Origin of the sequence: Paenalkalicoccus suaedae (assembly GCF_006965545.2) — a bacterium.
In the GTDB taxonomy this organism is placed as follows: Bacteria; Bacillota; Bacilli; order Bacillales; family Salisediminibacteriaceae; genus Paenalkalicoccus; species Paenalkalicoccus suaedae.
In genome coordinates, this window is the sequence record NZ_CP041372.2 from 18,920 (window position 1) to 40,715 (window position 21,796).

At 45.3% G+C, this 21,796-nt stretch carries 16 protein-coding genes, 3 rRNA genes, 1 other RNA gene and 1 other annotated feature; all 20 genes read left to right on the forward strand.

Annotation, left to right across the window (positions count from 1 at the left end):
- Nucleotides 1–72: 72 nt before the first annotated feature.
- The 20 genes from FLK61_RS00500 (at nt 73) to rrf (ending at nt 21,389) form a co-directional block, all read left to right on the forward strand.
- Nucleotides 73–1,470 (forward strand): D-alanyl-D-alanine carboxypeptidase family protein, encoded by a 1,398-nt coding sequence (locus FLK61_RS00500; protein ID WP_176007620.1) that lies wholly within the window; start codon nt 73–75, stop codon nt 1,468–1,470.
- 138 nt (nt 1,471–1,608) lie between these two features.
- Complete coding sequence (gene pdxS, locus FLK61_RS00505; RefSeq protein ID WP_176007621.1) at nt 1,609–2,496, forward strand: pyridoxal 5'-phosphate synthase lyase subunit PdxS; 888 nt, start codon at nt 1,609–1,611, stop codon at nt 2,494–2,496.
- A 31-nt stretch (nt 2,497–2,527) separates the two neighbouring features.
- Nucleotides 2,528–3,112 carry a pyridoxal 5'-phosphate synthase glutaminase subunit PdxT gene (gene pdxT, locus FLK61_RS00510; RefSeq protein WP_176007622.1) on the forward strand — a complete coding sequence of 195 codons (585 nt, stop codon included), beginning with the start codon at nt 2,528–2,530 and terminating at the stop codon, nt 3,110–3,112.
- A 35-nt stretch (nt 3,113–3,147) separates the two neighbouring features.
- Nucleotides 3,148–3,354, forward strand: a binding site (T-box leader).
- A gap of 66 nt (nt 3,355–3,420) precedes the next feature.
- Nucleotides 3,421–4,695 (forward strand): serine--tRNA ligase, encoded by a 1,275-nt coding sequence (gene serS / locus FLK61_RS00515; protein ID WP_176007623.1) that lies wholly within the window; start codon nt 3,421–3,423, stop codon nt 4,693–4,695.
- 789 nt (nt 4,696–5,484) lie between these two features.
- Complete coding sequence (locus FLK61_RS00520) at nt 5,485–6,495, forward strand: ABC transporter ATP-binding protein (protein WP_176007624.1); 1,011 nt, start codon at nt 5,485–5,487, stop codon at nt 6,493–6,495.
- Entirely contained in the window at nt 6,495–7,520 is a 1,026-nt protein-coding gene (locus tag FLK61_RS00525; protein ID WP_176007625.1) for an ABC transporter ATP-binding protein, read from the forward strand. The genes FLK61_RS00520 and FLK61_RS00525 overlap by 1 nt, the downstream gene beginning before the upstream one ends.
- Nucleotides 7,521–7,574: 54 nt before the next feature.
- Nucleotides 7,575–9,389 carry an oligopeptide ABC transporter substrate-binding protein gene (gene opp4A, locus FLK61_RS00530; protein ID WP_176007626.1) on the forward strand — a complete coding sequence of 605 codons (1,815 nt, stop codon included), beginning with the start codon at nt 7,575–7,577 and terminating at the stop codon, nt 9,387–9,389.
- Nucleotides 9,390–9,444: 55 nt separating this feature from the next.
- Complete coding sequence (gene opp4B / locus FLK61_RS00535) at nt 9,445–10,410, forward strand: oligopeptide ABC transporter permease (RefSeq protein WP_176007627.1); 966 nt, start codon at nt 9,445–9,447, stop codon at nt 10,408–10,410.
- A gap of 11 nt (nt 10,411–10,421) precedes the next feature.
- Entirely contained in the window at nt 10,422–11,315 is an 894-nt protein-coding gene (gene opp4C / locus FLK61_RS00540) for an oligopeptide ABC transporter permease (protein ID WP_176007628.1), read from the forward strand.
- 112 nt (nt 11,316–11,427) lie between these two features.
- Nucleotides 11,428–11,946 (forward strand): tRNA adenosine(34) deaminase TadA, encoded by a 519-nt coding sequence (gene tadA / locus FLK61_RS00545; RefSeq protein ID WP_176007629.1) that lies wholly within the window; start codon nt 11,428–11,430, stop codon nt 11,944–11,946.
- Nucleotides 11,921–12,073, forward strand: a complete 153-nt coding sequence (locus FLK61_RS00550; RefSeq protein ID WP_176007630.1) for a YycC family protein — start codon at nt 11,921–11,923, stop codon at nt 12,071–12,073. Before tadA ends, FLK61_RS00550 begins: the two co-directional genes overlap by 26 nt.
- A 40-nt stretch (nt 12,074–12,113) precedes the next feature.
- An RNA gene (gene ffs, locus FLK61_RS00555) (signal recognition particle sRNA large type) lies at nt 12,114–12,379 on the forward strand.
- A gap of 236 nt (nt 12,380–12,615) precedes the next feature.
- Nucleotides 12,616–14,337: a DNA polymerase III subunit gamma/tau gene (dnaX, locus tag FLK61_RS00560; RefSeq protein ID WP_176007631.1), complete on the forward strand. Its 1,722-nt coding sequence runs from the start codon at nt 12,616–12,618 to the stop codon at nt 14,335–14,337.
- Between the two features lie 43 nt (nt 14,338–14,380).
- Entirely contained in the window at nt 14,381–14,692 is a 312-nt protein-coding gene (locus FLK61_RS00565) for a YbaB/EbfC family nucleoid-associated protein (RefSeq protein ID WP_176007632.1), read from the forward strand.
- A gap of 125 nt (nt 14,693–14,817) precedes the next feature.
- Nucleotides 14,818–15,414 carry a recombination mediator RecR gene (recR, locus tag FLK61_RS00570; protein WP_176007633.1) on the forward strand — a complete coding sequence of 199 codons (597 nt, stop codon included), beginning with the start codon at nt 14,818–14,820 and terminating at the stop codon, nt 15,412–15,414.
- A gap of 12 nt (nt 15,415–15,426) precedes the next feature.
- Nucleotides 15,427–15,642, forward strand: a complete 216-nt coding sequence (locus tag FLK61_RS00575; protein ID WP_176007634.1) for a YaaL family protein — start codon at nt 15,427–15,429, stop codon at nt 15,640–15,642.
- A 181-nt stretch (nt 15,643–15,823) separates the two neighbouring features.
- A complete protein-coding gene (locus FLK61_RS00580; RefSeq protein ID WP_176007635.1) occupies nt 15,824–16,075 on the forward strand; it encodes a pro-sigmaK processing inhibitor BofA family protein in 252 nt (83 codons plus the stop codon).
- 330 nt (nt 16,076–16,405) lie between these two features.
- Nucleotides 16,406–17,972, forward strand: a 16S ribosomal RNA gene (locus FLK61_RS00585).
- Nucleotides 17,973–18,213: 241 nt separating this feature from the next.
- Nucleotides 18,214–21,149 (forward strand): 23S ribosomal RNA (locus FLK61_RS00590).
- Between the two features lie 123 nt (nt 21,150–21,272).
- A 5S ribosomal RNA gene (rrf, locus tag FLK61_RS00595) occupies nt 21,273–21,389 on the forward strand.
- Together the 16S, 23S and 5S rRNA genes form the textbook arrangement of a ribosomal RNA operon.
- Nucleotides 21,390–21,796 lie beyond the last annotated feature (407 nt).

Below are 21,796 nucleotides of genomic sequence, written 5' to 3' on the forward strand. Positions count from 1 at the left end.
TTTCTGTACATAAGTGTGATAAAATGCAATTTGTTGAGTAAAAATTGTTTATACGTTGAAAGGATGACATAGATGGCAAAGAAGTTACACATGTCGGCACTAGCAGGCATTGTTTTATTAGCAGGAGTAATGGCAACACCAGTCAAGGCATTTGAGCCGACAGTAGATACAGCGATTTTAGTTGATGCAGAAACTGGTCGCATTTTATATGAGTTAAACGCAGAGCAGGCACTGCCTCCTGCTAGTATGACAAAAATGATGAGTGAGTATTTAATCCTAGAGGCCGTGAACGAAGGGCAAATCTCCTGGGATGATCAGGTTGAAGTAAATGAATTTTTAGCAGGTCTTTCACAGGACCGCGCGTTATCAAATGTCATGATGCGCTCTGATCAAACGTACAGCGTAAAGGAGCTATATGAGTCAGTGGCTATTTATTCAGCTAACGCAGCGACTATGGCACTTGCTGATCATATCGCGGGCTCTGAAGGAGCGTTCGTTGAGCTTATGAACGAGCGAGGAGAAGAGCTTGGTCTCGGTACACCTCTTCGCACTGGCGGCGCTGAAGCAGGCATGGATAACTTAGATGCTATCGCAGAACAAAACCTCGGAACATTCCAATATGTTAACTCTACTGGTCTTCCAAACAGACTACTTAATGGTAGTCATCCAGAGGGCACGAATGAAGAAGACGACAACTATATGTCAGCTAAAGCAACAGCAACACTTGCGTACCACCTCATTAACAATTATCCAGAAGTATTAGATACTGCAAGTATCCCTGAAAAGATTTTCCGCGAGGGAACAACAGACGCTATTACGATGCAAAACTGGAATTGGATGCTTCCGGGCACTCAGTATGGAGATCTAGACTATGAGTACGTGGATGGTCTTAAGACAGGGTTTACGAATACGGCAGGCTACACCTTCACTGGTACTGGTGAAAAGGAAGGCGAACGATTAATTACAGTCGTTATGGGCGCTGATTCAGAAGCACATCGCTTTAATGAAACAGAACGTTTGCTCGAATGGGGCTTTGGGCGTTATTATGAGGAAGAGATCTTCCCTGCTAATATGACGCTTGATTCGTATGAGACTCTCGCTGTCGATAAAGGGGAAGAGGATACCGTTACACTCGCAACATCGGACGCATTCAGTGAATTAATCACAGAAGGTGAAGAAGAGATGTTCTCGTATTCCGTAGAATTGAATCAAGAGCTTCTAAACGAAGAAGGTCAGATCGAAGCACCTGTTGAAGAAGGACAAGTTATCGGGCAAATGATCGTGGAGTTTACGGGAGAAGAGCAACCTAGCTATCTTCCTGGTCTCGAAAATACGTCTAACAGTGTGGACATTGTTACCACTTCTTCTGTAGAGCGTGCTGGTTGGTTTAGCCTAACAATGCGTAATATTGGAGACTTTTTCTCTGGTTTATGGGGCAGTGTAACCGATACCGTACGTGGTTGGCTCTAATTATCGGAAAATATTCATCTTTTATCGCAATATTTCTATTACTAGACTAGTGTTTTTCGTTATAATGGAAGGTATGAATCACTTGGGATCCACTGTGAGACCAAAATAAAAGGGAATCATCTTTGAAAGGGGATCATCATGGAAAAACGTGTAGGTACTGATCGAGTTAAGCGTGGTATGGCAGAAATGCAAAAGGGCGGCGTTATCATGGACGTTGTCAATGCAGAACAGGCAAAAATTGCGGAGGAAGCTGGAGCAGTTGCAGTAATGGCACTTGAGCGAGTTCCTTCTGATATACGTAAAGCTGGCGGAGTTGCCCGTATGGCAGATCCAACAATCGTAGAAGAAGTACAAAATGCAGTATCGATCCCAGTAATGGCGAAAGCTCGTATTGGGCATATTGTAGAGGCGCGCGTTCTTGAAGCAATGGGCGTAGACTACATTGATGAGAGTGAAGTTTTAACTCCTGCTGATGAGGTATTCCACTTAAACAAGCGTGACTTTACCGTTCCATTTGTATGTGGTGCGCGTAACCTTGGAGAAGCAGCACGTCGTATTGGCGAAGGTGCATCTATGCTTCGTACAAAAGGTGAGCCAGGTACTGGTAACATCGTAGAAGCTGTACGTCACCAGCGTCTTGTTCAGTCTCAAGTATTAAAGGTCGTAAACATGTCTGAAGACGAGCTTATGACAGAAGCACGTGATCTTGGTGCACCTTATGAGATCCTGCTTGAAATTAAGCGTTTAGGACGTCTTCCTGTTGTTAACTTTGCTGCAGGTGGTATTGCAACTCCTGCGGATGCAGCGCTTATGATGCACTTAGGATCAGACGGAGTATTCGTTGGTTCTGGTATCTTTAAGTCAGAAAGCCCAGAGAAGTTTGCTAAGGCGATTGTGGAAGCTACTACTCACTACCAAGATTATGGACTAATCGTTGAGCTTTCGAAAAACCTAGGAAGCGCAATGCCAGGAATCGATATTGCAACACTCGAGCAACGAGATCGTATGCAAGAGCGAGGCTGGTAAACGCTATTAAATAAAAGGAGTTTTGAGCATCATGACAAACATTGGAGTTTTAGCGCTACAAGGGGCCGTGCGTGAGCATGTAGTGGCACTTGAAGCACCAGACGTGAATATAATCGTGGTCAAAAAAGTAGAGCAACTAGCTGAGATTGATGGACTTGTCTTCCCAGGTGGTGAGAGCACTACAATGCGACGATTAATTAACCAGTACGGCTTTTATGAACCATTAAAAGAGTTTGCGGCTAGTGATAAGCCGATTTTCGGTACATGTGCAGGCGCAATTTTAATGGCAACAGAAATTGTCGGACAGGATGAGCCGCATTTATCTGTGATGGAGATGACTGTAGAGCGTAATGCGTTTGGTCGTCAGCGTGAGAGCTTTGAAGCGATCCTACCTATGAAGGGGATTGGCGATGATGTTCAAGCTATCTTTATCCGAGCTCCAATCATTCGCTCTGTAGGAGATCAAGTAGAAGTGCTTGCTACCTATGAGGGGGACATTGTAGCAGCTAGAGAAGGACATTTCCTTGCTTGCTCGTTCCATCCAGAATTAACAGAAGATCACCGTATGCATCAATATTTTGTTGAAATGGTACGTAATGCTTTCGTGACAGCTTGATTTTCTTTTAAAAGCTGTGTATGATTACGTGTAGATGAAACGCGAAGATAGGAAATAGTAGCGGATGCTATGTTTCTCAAGAGAGCCGATGGTTGGTGTGAATCGGTGAAACATACCCGTGAATCCATCCTGGAGTGGCTGGCGACGAGTCGGCACGGCAATCCACCGTTATCCGGATTAAGCCGGAGAGGGATGTATCCTCTCAACTAGGGTGGTATCGCGGGTTAGCTCTCGTCCCTGATTACAAGTGTAGTCAGGGGCGGGAGCTTTTTCATTTTCGCAATTTAAAAATAGAGGAGGATCATACTATGTTAGATATGAAGGTATTGCGCAGTGATTTTGCTGGCGTTAAAGAAAAGCTAGAAGCGCGGAATGAAGATATTTCTGCATTAGATCGTTTTGAAGAGGTAGATACAAAGCGTCGAGAGCTTATCCAGCAAGTAGAAGAGTTGAAGAGCCGTCGTAATACGGTATCTCAAGAGATCTCTAAGATGAAAAAGGAAAAGCAGGATGCATCTGAGGTTATTGCAGAAATGCAAAAGGTATCAGCAGATGTAAAGAAGTTAGACGAAGAGCTTCGTGCGATCGAAGAAGACATGCAACTCATTTTATTGTCTATTCCAAATATTCCTCACGAGAGTGTTCCAGTCGGAGCAACAGAGGATGACAATATCGAGGTTCGCACGTGGGGAGAGACTCCAAGCTTTGATTTTGAAGAGAAGGCACACTGGGATCTTGTTACAGAGCTAAACATCGTCGATTTTGAGCGAGCAGCTAAAGTAACGGGTAGCCGTTTTGCCTTTTACAAAGGGCTTGGAGCAAGGTTAGAGCGTGCACTTATTAACTTTATGATGGATCTACACCAAGAAGAGCATGGCTATGAGGAAGTTCTTCCGCCATACATGGTTAACCGCGATAGCATGACAGGTACAGGTCAGCTTCCTAAATTCGAGGAAGATTCTTTTAAAATTCGTGAAGAAGATTACTTCTTAGTTCCAACAGCAGAAGTGCCAGTAACAAATATGCACCGCGATGAGATGATGACAGTAGAAGAGCTCCCTAAACAATATGTTGCCTATAGTGCATGCTTCCGTTCTGAAGCGGGATCTGCTGGTCGCGATACTCGAGGACTTATTAGACAACACCAGTTTAATAAAGTAGAGCTTGTACAATTTGTTAAGCCTGAGGATTCTTACAAACAGCTTGAGTTATTAACGTCTCAGGCAGAGCGAGTATTACAAGAGCTCAAGCTCCCTTATCGCATCCTTAGCATGTGTACAGGAGATCTTGGTTTTACTGCAGCAAAGAAATACGACATTGAAGTATGGCTTCCGAGCTATAAAGAGTATAAAGAAATCTCTTCTTGTAGTAATTTCGAAGCATTCCAAGCTCGTCGCGCAAACATTCGTTTTAAACGTGATTCTAAAGCAAAAGCAGAGCACGTACACACGTTAAATGGATCTGGATTAGCAGTTGGACGCACAGTCGCTGCAATCATCGAAAACTATCAGCAGGCTGATGGTACGGTTGTAATTCCAGAAGTGCTACGTCCATATATGGGTAATAAAGAGGTTATAAAATAAGCGATGTAAAGCTTCATTTAACGCGACTCCTGAGACAAAGGAGTCGCGTTTCTTCATATATATATTCATTTATGACTAGCTCTTAAGAATTAACAATTACTAGAAGGATAAAAGGCATCTAACCTTGATATATCAGTGTTTACAGAAAATATGTAAAGAGGAAATAGAAATCATCTATTCGAATTTAGTGAATATTCATTCATATTTATTCGTATGACTAACTATTCGTGAGTAGAAACACTGATCCATTTTTGTTACCTGTGTTAGATCTTATTCCATACAAGATATTGCGATTTTATTCTTAAACGTACAACCGCTGTAACGTGATGAAATATAACTAAATTCATATTAAATTTTCTTAAAAATCTGTACTTTCTCTTGATTTATTGTATATAATACTCGTGCATTACTAAAAGGAAGTAAGATCTTCTTTTGTAAGGTGTTTCTAGGTCTAACGCTTTATTATCCGTTTAGTGTAAAAAAACGGTACGTTAGTTGGGTTTTTACATAATTATCAATATGATAGACTTAATCAAACCTTATATTACAATAGCGAAACGTCTCTATACGGGTGTGCATAAACTTTTGCACACTACTAATTACTTAGAGTTACGAAAAATATTCCTTTACTTTTTGTTGTCTGACTATTAAAATAATTAGTGAATATTACATATTTGTAAGGGAATATTAAAATTTATTACATATTGACAACATTTTCTATGTGTAATAAGATATATCTCACGCAAAACATTTGTTATTTTCAGAAAATATTGAAGGGTATGGTATCCTATGAGCAATCATGAGGCGCTTCTTGAGATAAAAGATTTACACACGGGATTCGATATCGGCGGGGAAACATTCCACGCGGTGAAGGGTGTATCTTTTAGCGTAAAGCCTAAGGAAGTTGTTTGTGTAGTTGGAGAGTCTGGGTGCGGTAAAAGTGTTATGTCCCTGTCCATTATGGATCTTCTCCCAAAGCACAACGGGAAGATCGATAAGGGACAGATTTTATTCAAAGGAAAAGATCTTGTTCCATTGAACGACAAAGAAATGAATAAAATCCGTGGGAAAGATATTAGCATGATCTTCCAGGAGCCAATGACTGCATTAAATCCAGTATTAACAATTGGCTATCAGATTGAAGAAGTGCTATTTAATCATACATCCACACGTAAAGAAGAGATTCGAAAGAAAAGTATATCGTTACTTAAGCAAGTAGGTATCTCTCGCGCAGAGCAAATTGTGAATGAGTATCCTCACCAGTTATCTGGTGGTATGCGTCAACGTGTCATGATTGCGATCGCTATTGCTTGTCAGCCTCAGCTGCTAATTGCAGATGAGCCAACGACGGCACTTGATGTTACTGTTCAAGCTCAAATTTTGGAACTAATCAAACAAATCCAAGATGAGGTGGGCATGGCTGTTCTTCTGATTACACACGATTTAGGTGTTGTAGCGGAGCTTGCAGACCAGGTGGTTGTTATGTACGCAGGTCAGGTTGTCGAACAAGCTGACGCTGATCGTATTTTTTATAACCCACAGCACCCTTATACAAAGTCTTTACTAGGTTCTATTCCAAAAATGGACGAGCGAGTAGAAGTACTTAATACGATTAAAGGGATCGTACCATCCCTTAAAAATATGCCGCAGAAGGGATGTCGCTTCGTCGATCGTTGTCCAGTAGCGATGGACGCTTGTCGCGAGATTGACCCTCTGCTTGGCGAAACTGAAAAAGGCCACGCTGTTCGTTGCATCCTATATGATGCGAGTAAGCCTGGTCAGAAAGCGGAGGTAAGGTGATGGCACAAGAGACTAGAGACAAGCACGAGCACCTTGTCCGAGTAGATTCATCCTCTGAAAAAGAGTCACTATTAAAGGTTGATAATCTACAAAAATACTATCCAATTAAGGGTGGATTCTTCCGTCGCAAAATTGGAGATGTAAAAGCAGTAGATAATATCTCACTAGACTTAAAACGTGGTGAAACGTTTGGTCTTGTAGGTGAGTCTGGTTGCGGAAAGTCTACAGCTGGAAGAACGATCACTCGTCTTTTTAAACCGACCGCAGGCAAGATTTTCTTTGAAGGAAAAGATATTACGAATTTACGAGGCTCAGAGCTTCGTAATCTACGTCAAGATATTCAAATGGTTTTCCAGGACCCTTACGCATCGCTTAATCCTAAGATGATGGTTGGAAGCATTGTAACAGAGCCGATTATTAACTTTAAGGGTGGCTCAGAGAAAAAATATAAGGATGAAGTCATTGCTTTATTAGAGCGAGTTGGCCTTCCTGAAGATGCTTACTATAAGTATCCGCATGAATTCTCTGGTGGTCAGCGTCAACGTATAGGGATTGCACGAGCATTGGCACTGAAGCCAAAGCTGATTGTAGCAGATGAGCCAGTATCGGCACTAGACGTATCCGTTCAGTCGCAGGTACTCAATCTACTAAAAGAATTACAGCAGGAATTTAACTTAACTTTATTATTCATTGCCCACGATCTAAGTGTTGTTAAACATATGAGTGATCGAATTGGCGTTATGTATTTAGGTAACCTTGTAGAAGTCGCAGGTGCCGAAGAAATTTATCAGGATCCAAAGCATCCATATACGCAGGCATTGATCTCTGCGATTCCGATGCCAGATCCTCGTAATAAAAGTAAGCGAATCATCCTTTCAGGGGATGTACCAAGTCCACAAAATCCACCAGTCGGCTGTCCATTCCACCCACGTTGTCACAAGGCAATGCCGGAGTGTAGTGAGAAAAAGCCGCAATTAAAGGAGGTGAACCCTGGTCACCGGGTGTCTTGCCTACTTTATGAGTAAGTTGCAATTCTAATTAAACTGATTAATTTACTAAGAATGAGGGGGAAACGAAAGATGAAAAAATCAAATTATTTATTAGGGGCATCTCTTATTTCACTATCTATGCTTGCAGTAGCATGTGGTGGTAACGACGACGCTAACACAGAGCCAGCGAACGAGGGCGGTACGAACAATACAACGGAAAACGTTGATGCGGATGCGGATGCAGACGCTAACGCTAACGCAAATGCTGATGGTAATGAAGGCAACGAAGGAAATAACGGCGATGCTACTGGTGACGCTCCACAAGGTGGAATTGTAACATACGGTTACACTTCTCCATTCCAAGGAATTCTTGACTGGGCACACTATGAAGGACAAGATGATGCATTAGCATTAGGAATGTTTAATGGTGATGGTCTTTATGCCACAGGTGAAGATTTACTTCCTGAGCCACATTTAGCAACTTGGGAATGGTCTGAAGATAATCTAACAGTAACATTCTCTCTTGAGCAAGGCGTTATGTGGCACAATGGCGAAGAGCTAACTGCTAATGACTTCCTATTTGCTTGGGAAACAATTGCACACCCTGACTACCAAGGTCCACGTGTGACAAACGTAAACATTATCGAAGGCTTTGATGAGTTCCATGCTGGTGAAGCAGATACAATCTCAGGTGTTGAAATTACAGATGAATACACGTTCAGCGTAACATTTAAGCAAGCTTCTCCAAACAGCTTAGACGCTCTATGGGCATATCCAATGCCAGCTGCGCACTTTGAAGGCGTAGAGGTTGCAGATATGATCGATTCAGATCAAGTACGTCGTAACCCAGTAGGTCTTGGACCATACCAAGTTACAAACATCGTACCTGGCGAAATGATTGAATATGATGCGTTTGCTGATTACTGGCAAGGAGCTCCAAACCTAGATGGCGTTGTTTATCGAATTATTGATGGAGCGCAATCCGCTGAGCTTTTAGCGCAAGGTGAAGTAGACATCATCGACCTAACTGGTGGACAGGCAGTAACACTAGAAGGTAGTGAAGATGTTCGCGTTGAACAATCTGATCGCCTATCTTACTCTTACCTAGGATTCAAGCTTGGACACTGGGATGGAGAAAAGAACGTGATGGATAACCCTAAATTCCAAAGCAAAGAGCTTCGTCAAGCAATGGCACACGCTATTGACCGCCAAGGTATCATTGATGCATTCTCTGAAGGTTACGGAACAGTAATTAACGCACCTCAAGCAACTGTAAGTTGGGCTTACCCAGACGAGTCTGCTCTTAACCAATATGAGTATGATACAGAGCGTGCAATGGAGCTTCTTGCAGAAGCTGGATATGAAGATGTAAATGGTGACGGATTTGTGGAAGATCCAGATGGTAACGAGTTCATCGTAAACGTTGCTGCTATGGACGCGCCTGCTGATATTGCAGAGCCACGTGCTCAGTACATGCTACAAAACTTCGCTGATGCTGGAATTAACGCACAGCTAATGGATGGTCAACTATTTGACTTCAACCTATTCTATGACTTAGTAGAAGAGGACGATCCAGGAATTGACGTATACCTAGGAGCTTGGGGACTTGCTGCAGATCCGGATCCAACTGGTCTATGGCTATCAACAGATCTTTGGAACTACCCTCGTTGGGTAAACGAAGAGTCTGATGAGCTGATCGCTCGTGGACTAAGCGAAGAAGCATTTGACATCGACTACCGTATTGGAGTTTACCAAGAGTGGAACCAGCTTGTTAACGAAGAGCTTCCAATGATCCCACTTAACTCACCGGTTAACCTATTCGGTATCAGCAATGATGTAGGTGGCGTTACACCTTACTTTACAAATGCTCAAAAAGACCTACACGAATGGTATATCGAGCAATAAAAAGATAGTGAAATCGGAAAAGCATCCACTATTTATTTATTAAGGGGTAATGGTCATGTTAATTTACACATTAAGAAGAGTTCTCATCATGATTCCAATATTGGCCATGATCTCTATAGTAGTATTCGCCCTGGCATTAGCTATGCCAGGGGATGCTCTTTCCGGCCAAATTGATCCAGCAAACTCCAGTCCGGAATATATTGAAGAACAGAGAGAGCGACTTGGATTAAATGATCCAATTCACGTTCAGTACGGCAGATGGATTGCCGGCGTTGTTCAATGGGATTTCGGGCGCTCTTTTGTACATAGAATGGACGTTACAGAGATCATTGGAGAAAGATTGCCTAATACTATTTTGTTATCGGTTATGTCGCTAATAATTACGTATTTCTTAGCATTCTTTATGGGGAAATTCGCCGGAAGAAATCCTTATACTATTGGAGATTATGGAATCCAAGGCTTTAACTATCTCATGCTCGCTATTCCTAGCTTCGTTGCTGCATTATTTGCTATCTTCTTCTTCTCCTTCCAGTTAGGCTGGTTCCCAGCAACAGGAAGTGTAGGTCGAGGAATGACGGCAGGTACACTCGATTTTTGGATTAGTAAAATGCATCACACGTTCTTGCCTGCGCTTGTACTAGGTGCTCTAACGACAGCTAGTTACACGCAATTTTTACGAAACGATATCATTGAAAACGCACAAAAAGACTACGTACGTACAGCACGTGCGAAGGGTACAACAGAGAATCAAATCTATAACAAGCACATCTTAAGAAACTCGATTATCCCAATCGTCACGCTATTTGGATTTGATATTGCAAGTATTATTGGTGGTGCGATTATCATCGAGACAATCTTCTCATATCGCGGTATTGGTGAGCTATTTATCACTTCTATTAACCAGCGCGACTCGGCTGTCGTAGTGGCGATAACACTTATGTTGTCAACAGCCTCGTTAATTGGAAACCTGCTTGCAGACTTACTTTACGGAGTCATAGATCCGCGTATTAGAGTAGAATAGGGGAGAATAGCATGGAAGCAGCACAAGAGAAACGCTTAGAAAAAACAATGAAAAAGCAGTCCCCTTGGGCCATTGCGAGAAGGAAGCTACTTAAAAATAAGCTAGCGATGATTAGCCTTGCATTTTTAGTGCTAGTTACGATCTTAGCTTATGCGGCTCCCTTTATCTCTCCATTTTCACCTGATCGCGTAGAGATTACGAACCGTAATTTGCCACCAGGAGACGGCTTTCTATTAGGGACAGATAACGCAGGTCGAGATATTTGGACGCTGTTACTATATGGAGCCCGCACATCACTTACGATTGGCTTCGTTTGTACGTTCATTATTGTAGCTATTGCAACGTTTATTGGATCTGTTGCTGGATACTACGGTGGATGGGTCGATGCAGCGTTAATGAGATTCACCGATTTTATTATGAATTTCCCATTCTTAGTTTTTGCGATCGTTCTTGCATCGATCTTTAGAGACGCAGGTATCTTGGCACTTATCGCAGTACTTAGTCTGTTAGGTTGGACAGGTGCAGCCCGAGTTGTTCGTAGTAAAACACTCGCAGAGAAAGAGAATGAGTTTGTTATGGCCGCTATTTCTATTGGTGGTACGCCATTCAAGGTTATTCGAAAGCACCTTTTACCGAACGTTATGACAACAATCATTGTACAAGCTACGTTACTTTTAGCCGTTATGATTGTTGCGGAGACAGCGCTTAGCTTCTTAGGCTTCGGTGTACCTCAAGGAACGCCAAGTTGGGGTAATATGATGACAGAAGCACGTAATCCAAACGTTATACGGACGCAACCGTGGGTATGGATCCCACCAGCACTTGCGATCACCTTTACGATTCTTTCGATCAACTTTATAGGTGAAGGTGTTAAGGATGCGTTTAACCCTCGTTCTACAAGGTAAGAAATCGCTGGCTTTGCGTGTAGGTTTTTCCTACGCGCGAAGCCTTTTCTTATACATCTTGCTATTCTCTCTGCCTCATACTACAATGATGCTACATAAGAGAGGCGATTAGATGATGAACGATGAGTATTGGATGGAGCTTGCACTTCGTGAAGCGGATAAAGCAGCAAGTATTGGTGAAGTGCCAATAGGGGCTGTTATTGTGAAGGATGAAGAAATTATTGCCACAGCCTATAATAGAAGAGAAGCATCTCAAATGGCTACTGCTCATGCGGAGCTACTAGCTATTGAAGAGGCTTGTCGTGTAACCGGGAGCTTTCGTTTAGATGGATGCACGCTTTATGTGACGCTTGAGCCATGCCCAATGTGTGCGGGAGCTATTATTAATTCAAGGTTAGATCGTGTTGTTTTTGGTGCAACGGACGCAAAAGCAGGCTGCTGTGGAACACTTTACAATCTTACAGGTGATACACGATTTAACCACCAGCCGGTTGTCGTAAGCGGCGTGTTGGAGGAAGAAACAGGAACAAGACTCTCTACATTTTTTCAATCGCTAAGGAAAGAAAAAAGGCAGTTAAAGCGAGCACGAAAGGAGGCCAGACGTCATGAAACCGAATCAGATCTCACTTGAAACAGCACAAATGATCTCAGAGAAGCTAAAGATGCCACTTGAGCATGTGATGCATACGCCACCACACATTCTAATGGCAAAGCTTGCAGAGCTTGAGAAAAAGCAGGAAGAGAAGGAAGATGCTTAGGTATTGCAAATAATAGTTAAAACCGATATACTAGTATTTGCCGTGCTAAGCGGGGAGGTAGCGGTGCCCTGTACTCGCAATCCGCTATAGCGAGGCCGAATTCCTCTCTGAGGCTATCGATTTTCCTGGTCTGCCCTAAGTAAGTGGTGTTGACATTTGGGTTCCGCGCAACGGAATCCTGTGAACCCTGTCAGGTCCGGAAGGAAGCAGCAGTAAGCAGGTTCTTCCGTGTGCCGCGGAGTAGCCTGGATCGAGCAAACTGCTTAGGTAACGCTTGAGGGTCTATAGTCGAAGAGAGGTGCACGGTATACATAGCACTTACAAAGGATGAGCATCTGATGCTCATCCTTTTTGTTTATGGCAGACAGATTTATTGCGCACACATTTACTACCACAGCACGCCCCTACTTCATTACCAGCCCTCCGCCTCCTTCTACCCACATAAATGCTCCCAATGTTTCGTACAGATTGCCTTTGAATTACGTGTTACAAATCGGTATAATAAAGAAGGAATTAGGAAGGGACGAAAGAGGAGGGAGTCTGTGAGCTATCAAGCTTTATACCGTGTTTGGCGTCCGCGCAAGCTTCAGGATGTTGTCGGGCAAGAGCACATTACCAAAACGTTAAAAAACGCGCTTGGAAAGCAAAAGTTCTCCCATGCTTATTTGTTTACAGGTCCGCGCGGAACGGGTAAAACGAGTGCGGCTAAAATTTTAGCTAAAGCGATTAACTGTGAACGAGCTCCAATTGAGGAGCCGTGTAACGAGTGTCCGACGTGTAAAGGAATTCAGGATGGAAGCATCGTTGATGTGATGGAAATTGATGCTGCTAGTAATAACGGTGTCGATGAAATCCGCGACATTCGAGATAAAGTAAAATTTGCACCGAGTGTTGCATCGTTTAAAGTCTATATTATTGATGAAGTGCACATGCTTACAACAGGTGCATTCAATGCCTTACTTAAGACACTTGAGGAACCACCACCACACGTTATTTTTATCTTAGCAACGACGGAGCCACATAAAATTCCTCTAACGATCATTTCTCGCTGTCAGCGTTTTGATTTTAAACGAATCTCCGCACATGCCATGATTGGCCGTATGCAGGAAATCATTGAGCATAGCAATATTGATATTGAAGAAGATGCACTATCTCTGGTTGCACGAGTATCAGAAGGTGGGATGCGTGATGCTCTTAGTCTGTTGGATCAGGCGATCTCCTATGCGGAGGGAGCCATTACCTCGCAGGATATTTTGCAGATCATTGGCTCCGCCTCACGCGAGCTTTTACACAAGGTTGTTGATGCGATTTACGAGGGGAATGTTGGCGAAGGACTGCAGGCTATTGATACCTTAATGCAGGAGGGGAAGGATCCTAATAGATTTATTGAGGATATGATCTTCTTCTTCCGAGATATCCTGATGGTTAAAGCAGCGCCTCAGCTAGAAGAGTCCCAGGATCGTAGGCGTGGCGATGACGCCTTTAATGCTCTTATCGAAAAGCTCGAGCAAGCTTGGATATTCCAAGTGATGGAGCGTTTAAATCACTTCCAGCAGGAGATGAAGTGGGCGAGCCATCCGCAAGTGTTTCTCGAGATGTTTATCGTACAGGCAGCCCAGCAAACGATTGCTGCTGTGCCGGTGAAGGAGCAGGCACCTGCGTCTTCGACGGTTGAAGGATTAGAGCAAAAGGTAGAGAGTTTGGAGCGGGCGCTTAAGCGTCTGCAGACGGACGGCGTCCAGGCATCACAGGAGACGCGCTCAGAGCCTACACGGGTCAAGCCTAAGCAACAGTCTAGTGCACAAAGTCGAGCGAACGCGGCACGTATCAAGGAGATGCTACGAGCAGCTTCTAAGCAAGCACTTCAGGGGATGACTGGTCAGTGGGGTAATATTGTGGAGCAGGTGCGCCAAAAAAGTGTACCAGCCTCTGCTTGGCTGAACGACTGTAAGCCGGTTGCGGCCTCTGAGGATCATTTTGTTTTAGCCTTTAAAAATGAGATGCATCGGAATATGGTCGATGAGAAGTTTCGGGAGATGGTTGAGGAGTCGGCGTCTCAAATCATGCGTCAATCGACAACGATGCTCACGGTGCTTGTGACGGATTGGGAAGAAATTAAAGAAAGCTTTATTAAACAGTCTGGTGAGCAGGCAAGCGAGGACGGAGAGTCTGCTGAAGGAGGAGAACCTAAGGAGCAGGCTAATCCACTTATCGATGAAGCCATTAAGTTAGTTGGCCGAGATTTGCTTGATATTAAAGAGTAGGATAGCATAGAAGTATAAGTAACTAATAGAGAGGGCGATAAAGATGAAAAACATGGGTAATATGATGAAGCAAATGCAAAAGATGCAAAAGGACATGGCAAAGGCGCAAGAGGAGTTAAAGGACGAAACAGTTGAAGCAACAGCCGGTGGTGGTATGGTTAAGGTTATCATTAACGGAGAAAAGCGTATCTTAGACGTACAAATTAATGAAGAAGCGGTTGATCCAGACGACGTGGAAATGCTTGAGGATCTTGTATTAGCTGCAACGAACGAAGCACTAACTCAAGTAGATGAGCTTGTTCAAACGAAGATGGGTAAATTCACTAAAGGAATGAACATTCCTGGATTAATGTAAGGAAAGAAACGAATATTCATAAAGGAGGTATCCCGATTAAAAGCGGGTGCCTCCTTTCTTTTAGCTCATAGTGTGCGTGATAGAAGCATGGTAAAATAGAGAGGAAGAGAGAAGGAGGAGTTCGCTTGCAATACCCTATGCCGATTACAAAGCTAATCGACGGGTTCATGCGTCTACCGGGGATCGGTCCTAAGACTGCGGCTCGTTTAGCTTTTTATGTGTTAGATATGAAGGAAGATGACGTGTTAGATTTTGCTAAGGCGCTAGTTAGCGTAAAGCGAGAGCTTACGTATTGTAAAGTGTGTCATCACATTACCGATACAGACCCATGCCGTATTTGTGAGGATCAGAGTCGTGATCGCACCGTCATTTGCGTCGTGCAAGATTCGAAGGATGTAGTAGCGATGGAAAAGATGAAGGAATACACTGGTTTATATCATGTGTTACACGGTGCTATTTCGCCAGTTGAGGGTATTGGACCAGAGGACATTTATATTCCGGATTTGTTAAAGCGTCTGCAAAATGATGAGATCCAAGAAATGATTATCGCAACAAACCCTAATATAGAAGGAGAAGCAACGGCGATGTATATTTCTCGCCTTGTAAAACCGACTGGTATGAAGGTGACGCGTATTGCACACGGTCTGCCTGTAGGTGGGGATTTAGAATACGCGGACGAGGTTACCTTATCGAAGGCGATGGAAGGTCGACGTGAACTGTAAGGAGGAATGAGCATGGCTAGAGGCAAAAAGCGTAAGCTCCGTCGCGAAGTTGATGATGAACTAATCCGTCGACTAGATACGATTAAACGAAAAGCAGATCAGCACGATAGCTATCTGCAGCATTCATTTGATGCTCGCGAGGACGTTATTGGACGCGCGAAGCTGGAGCGGGCTAAGTATTACTTTTTATTAAAGGAAGCCCGCGTTCGTAATACGACATTTTATTAAGACGCTTTGAAGAGCTGCCCCTATATATTTGTGGGTAGCTTTATTTTTGTCGCTCGGCTGTCTTCACGATCGCGCAGAGCAATGCATTCATCTATATAGAAGAAAAACGAATCAAGCTTCTTTTTTTATCGCCACTTCATATAGTAGAAGGACAACCTTAATCAAAAGGAGTGAGGGTAAGATGGAGGCGTGGATCTTAATTGGATTAGTGGCAATGATTTTTCTTTTATTAACGGGTGCAACAATGTTTCGCAAATTGGGTTCTCTATTCATCCGTGTTGCGATTGGTATGTTATTTCTTTTCTTTTTAAATACGATTGGTGGCTTCTTTGATTATCGATTACCGTTCAATAGTTTAACAATCGGAACGGCTGCATGGCTTGGTGTACCGTGGATTATCGCCTTAGTGTGCGCGGATATTTTTTTATTTTAAACTTTTTTCGAAAAAACGTTGACGTTAGGGTGCGATAGGTGATATATTATTACTTGTCGCCGACGAGGTGACGGTAACACGAAAAACAAACTTGAAAAAAGTTGTTGACTCTAACGAGTCACCGTGTTATTCTAATAAAGTCGCCAAAACGAGCGGCAAGCAAGAAATTGCTCTTTGAAAACTAAACAAAAGACGAAGCGAAGGAATTAAAAGAGATGAAAACCATCTCGTCAATTTTTTTAAATGAAGAACCTAGTTCTTCAAAATGAATCGCTAGATTCGTTGTTCGAGTTTACTCGAACGTTAGTCAGAAGTTCAAACTTCGACGATTTATCGGAGAGTTTGATCCTGGCTCAGGACGAACGCTGGCGGCATGCCTAATACATGCAAGTCGAGCGCAGGAAGCATCACGATCTCTTCGGAGTGAATGATGTGGAATGAGCGGCGGACGGGTGAGTAACACGTGGGCAACCTGCCCTGTAGACTGGGATAACTTCGGGAAACCGAAGCTAATACCGGATAATCAAAGGAACCGCATGGTTCCCTTGTAAAAGTTGGGTTTTACCTAACACTACAGGATGGGCCCGCGGCGCATTAGCTAGTTGGTAAGGTAATGGCTTACCAAGGCGACGATGCGTAGCCGACCTGAGAGGGTGATCGGCCACACTGGGACTGAGACACGGCCCAGACTCCTACGGGAGGCAGCAGTAGGGAATCATCCGCAATGGGCGAAAGCCTGACGGTGCAATGCCGCGTGAACGATGAAGGTCTTCGGATCGTAAAGTTCTGTTATGAGGGAAGAACAAGTGCCGCACGAATAGACCGGCACCTTGACGGTACCTCACGAGAAAGCCCCGGCTAACTACGTGCCAGCAGCCGCGGTAATACGTAGGGGGCAAGCGTTGTCCGGAATTATTGGGCGTAAAGCGCGCGCAGGCGGTCTCTTAAGTCTGATGTGAAAGCCCACGGCTCAACCGTGGAGGGTCATTGGAAACTGGGAGACTTGAGTGTAAGAGAGGAAAGTGGAATTCCATGTGTAGCGGTGAAATGCGTAGATATATGGAGGAACACCAGTGGCGAAGGCGACTTTCTGGCTTACAACTGACGCTGAGGCGCGAAAGCGTGGGGAGCAAACAGGATTAGATACCCTGGTAGTCCACGCCGTAAACGATGAGTGCTAGGTGTTAGGGGTTTCGATGCCCTTAGTGCCGAAGTTAACACATTAAGCACTCCGCCTGGGGAGTACGGCCGCAAGGCTGAAACTCAAAGGAATTGACGGGGGCCCGCACAAGCAGTGGAGCATGTGGTTTAATTCGAAGCAACGCGAAGAACCTTACCAGGTCTTGACATCCTCTGCCACTCCTAGAGATAGGACGTTCCCCTTCGGGGGACAGAGTGACAGGTGGTGCATGGTTGTCGTCAGCTCGTGTCGTGAGATGTTGGGTTAAGTCCCGCAACGAGCGCAACCCTTGACCTTAGTTGCCAGCATTTAGTTGGGCACTCTAAGGTGACTGCCGGTGACAAACCGGAGGAAGGTGGGGACGACGTCAAATCATCATGCCCCTTATGACCTGGGCTACACACGTGCTACAATGGATGGTACAAAGGGCAGCAAAACCGCGAGGTTGAGCAAATCCCATAAAGCCATTCTCAGTTCGGATTGTAGGCTGCAACTCGCCTACATGAAGCCGGAATTGCTAGTAATCGCGGATCAGCATGCCGCGGTGAATACGTTCCCGGGCCTTGTACACACCGCCCGTCACACCACGAGAGTTTGTAACACCCGAAGTCGGTGAGGTAACCTTTATGGAGCCAGCCGCCGAAGGTGGGACAGATGATTGGGGTGAAGTCGTAACAAGGTATCCCTACCGGAAGGTGGGGATGGATCACCTCCTTTCTAAGGAGCATTAAGCTCAATCGAACTTCGCATTCGATCCTTTTGTTTAGTTTTGAGAGGGTAAGCCTCTCCGGAAGAACCCCTTGTGGGGTCTATTCCGAGTTGACCTTTGAAAACTGGATAGTAAGAACATGTAGAAAAGAATCACCGGAAAATCAATCCGTTTGGAAACAAACGAAAGGTTTTTCCGAGTGTCTTAGAAGATAGCCAAGAAGTAAAACGACGTCCTAACAGTAAGTTAGGTTAAGCGAATAAGGGCGCACGGTGGATACCTTGGCACTAGGAGCCGATGAAGGACGGGACGAACACCGATATGCTTCGGGGAGCTGTAAGTAAGCGTTGATCCGGAGATTTCCGAATGGGGGAACCCACTACCCGTAATGGGGTAGGATCCATATCTGAATCCATAGGATATGAGAAGGCAGACCCAGGGAACTGAAACATCTTAGTACCTGGAGGAAGAGAAAGCAAATGCGATTTCCTTAGTAGCGGCGAGCGAAACGGAATTAGCCCAAACCAAAAGGCTTGCCTTTTGGGGTTGTAGGACATTCCATACGGAGTAAGAAAGAGAGAGTCTAGACGAAGCGATCTGGAAAGATCCGCGGTACAAGGTAACAGCCCTGTAGTCAAAAGACTCCCTCCTCCGGAGTGTATCCTGAGTACGGCGGGACACGTGAAACCCCGTCGGAATCTGGGAGGACCATCTCCCAAGGCTAAATACTCCCTAGTGACCGATAGTGAACCAGTACCGTGAGGGAAAGGTGAAAAGCACCCCGAGAGGGGAAAAGAGATCTTGAAACCGTGTGCCTACAAGTAGTTGGAGCCCGTTAATGGGTGACAGCGTGCCTTTTGTAGAATGAACCGGCGAGTTACGATTACGTGCAAGGTTAAGTTGAAGAGACGGAGCCGCAGCGAAAGCGAGTCTGAATAGGGCGACATAGTACGTGGTTGTAGACCCGAAACCGGGTGATCTACCCATGTCCAGGGTGAAGTCCAGGTAACACTGGATGGAGGCCCGAACCCACGCACGTTGAAAAGTGCGGGGATGAGGTGTGGGTAGGGGTGAAATGCCAATCGAACTCGGAAATAGCTGGTTCTCCCCGAAATAGCTTTAGGGCTAGCCTCGAGGGAAGAGTATTGGAGGTAGAGCACTGATTGGACTAGGGGTCCCCACAGGATTACCGAATTCAGTCAAACTCCGAATGCCAATTACTTATCCTCGGGAGTCAGACTGCGAGTGCTAAGATCCGTAGTCAAAAGGGAAACAGCCCAGACCATCAGCTAAGGTCCCAAAGTATACGTTAAGTGGAAAAGGATGTGGAGTTGCTTAGACAACCAGGATGTTGGCTTAGAAGCAGCCATCATTGAAAGAGTGCGTAATAGCTCACTGGTCGAGTGACTCTGCGCCGAAAATGTACCGGGGCTAAACGTATCACCGAAGCTATGGATTAACACCTTAGGGTGTTAATGGTAGGGGAGCGTTCCAAGGGCTGCGAAGCAAGACCGGAAGGACTTGTGGAGCGCTTGGAAGTGAGAATGCCGGTATGAGTAGCGAAAAGAGGGGTGAGAATCCCCTCCGTCGAAAGCCTAAGGGTTCCTGAGGAAGGCTCGTCCACTCAGGGTTAGTCGGGACCTAAGCCGAGGCCGAAAGGCGTAGGCGATGGCAAACAGGTTGATATTCCTGTACCACCACGCTTTTGTTTGAGCAATGGGGGGACGCAGGAAGGTAGGGAATGCGCACGATTGGAAGTGTGCGCTGAAGCAGTGAGGCTGGTAGATAGGCAAATCCGTCTACCGTAAGGTTGAGCTGTGATCACGAGCGAAATTTAGTAGCGAAGTTCCCGATCCTACACTGCCAAGAAAAGCCTCTAGTGAGAAAGCTGGTGCCCGTACCGCAAACCGACACAGGTAGGCGGGAAGAGAATTCTAAGACGCGCGGGAGAACTCTCGTTAAGGAACTCGGCAAAATGACTCCGTAACTTCGGGAGAAGGAGTGCTCTATTAGGGTGCAAGCCCGAGAGAGCCGCAGTGAATAGGCCCAAACGACTGTTTATCAAAAACACAGGTCTCTGCGAAGCCGCAAGGCGAAGTATAGGGGCTGACACCTGCCCGGTGCTGGAAGGTTAAGAGGAGGGGTTATCCCTTACGGGAGAAGCTCTGAATTGAAGCCCCAGTAAACGGCGGCCGTAACTATAACGGTCCTAAGGTAGCGAAATTCCTTGTCGGGTAAGTTCCGACCCGCACGAAAGGTGCAACGATTTGGGCACTGTCTCAACGAGAGACCCGGTGAAATTATATTACCTGTGAAGATGCAGGTTACCCGCGACAGGACGGAAAGACCCCATGGAGCTTTACTGTAGCTTGATATTGGATGTTGGAACAGCTTGTACAGGATAGGTAGGAGCCTTGGAAACCGGAGCGCTAGCTTCGGTGGAGGCATTGGTGGGATACTACCCTGGCTGTTTTGACATTCTAACCTCGAACCGTGATCCGGTTCAGGGACAGTGTCAGGTGGGCAGTTTGACTGGGGCGGTCGCCTCCTAAAAAGTAACGGAGGCGCCCAAAGGTTCCCTCAGAATGGTTGGAAATCATTCGCAGAGTGCAAAGGCATAAGGGAGCTTGACTGCGAGACATACAGGTCGAGCAGGGACGAAAGTCGGGCTTAGTGATCCGGCGGCACCGTATGGAAGGGCCGTCGCTCAACGGATAAAAGCTACCCTGGGGATAACAGGCTAATCTCTCCCAAGAGTCCACATCGACGGGGAGGTTTGGCACCTCGATGTCGGCTCGTCGCATCCTGGGGCTGAAGTAGGTCCCAAGGGTTGGGCTGTTCGCCCATTAAAGCGGCACGCGAGCTGGGTTCAGAACGTCGTGAGACAGTTCGGTCCCTATCCGTCGCGGGCGTTGGAAATTTGAGAGGAGCTGTCCTTAGTACGAGAGGACCGGGATGGACACACCGCTGGTGTACCAGTTGTTCCGCCAGGAGCATAGCTGGGTAGCTACGTGTGGACGGGATAAGTGCTGAAAGCATCTAAGCATGAAGCCCCCCTCAAGATGAGATTTCCCATCACTTATAGTGAGTAAGATCCCTTAGAGATGATGAGGTAGATAGGTCTCGTGTGGAAGCATAGCGATATGCGGAGCTGAGAGATACTAATCGATCGAGGGCTTAACCAAGATATATAGTTTTACAGAAGGCGTCAACTAAGACGATTCTTCTTCTACATGTTCACTATCCAGTTTTGAAAGGTCAACGACCTTTATCTTTCTTGATTCGCATAGCGGAGCAAGAAATCATAGTCTAGTGACGATAGCAGAGAGGTCACACCCGTTCCCATGCCGAACACGGAAGTTAAGCTCTCTAGCGCCGATGGTAGTTGGGGGCTGTCCCCCTGTGAGAGTAGGACGTTGCTGGGCAAACGAGCATCCACCTGATGGTGGATGTTTTTTTGTGTGTTAAAAAAGGAAACTAACCGCCTTTTTAGTGGAAAGTCGTTCATTTTATCGTTCAATTCTGGGTGGCATCGTTCGTTTGCGCCACATGGAGGCGCGTATACGTCAGGTTGGAGGTCGCTTGCATCAAATCAGCGAGTGAGTGCGTCACCTGATCTGCCGTATGCGTCGAGGCAATTTGGTTTGCATCAAATGAAGGGGTGTATGCATCAGATAGAAAGGCGTTTGCATCACATTTAGCTACCACTGTGTCAGGGGGATCTTCGTATGCGTCTGTTCAACTACCTTTGCATCAAGAGGGAAACTGTTTGCTTCAAACGCCTGGGCGTATGCATTAAACAAGGGGTTTGTTGCGTCACTTGGTACTTGGT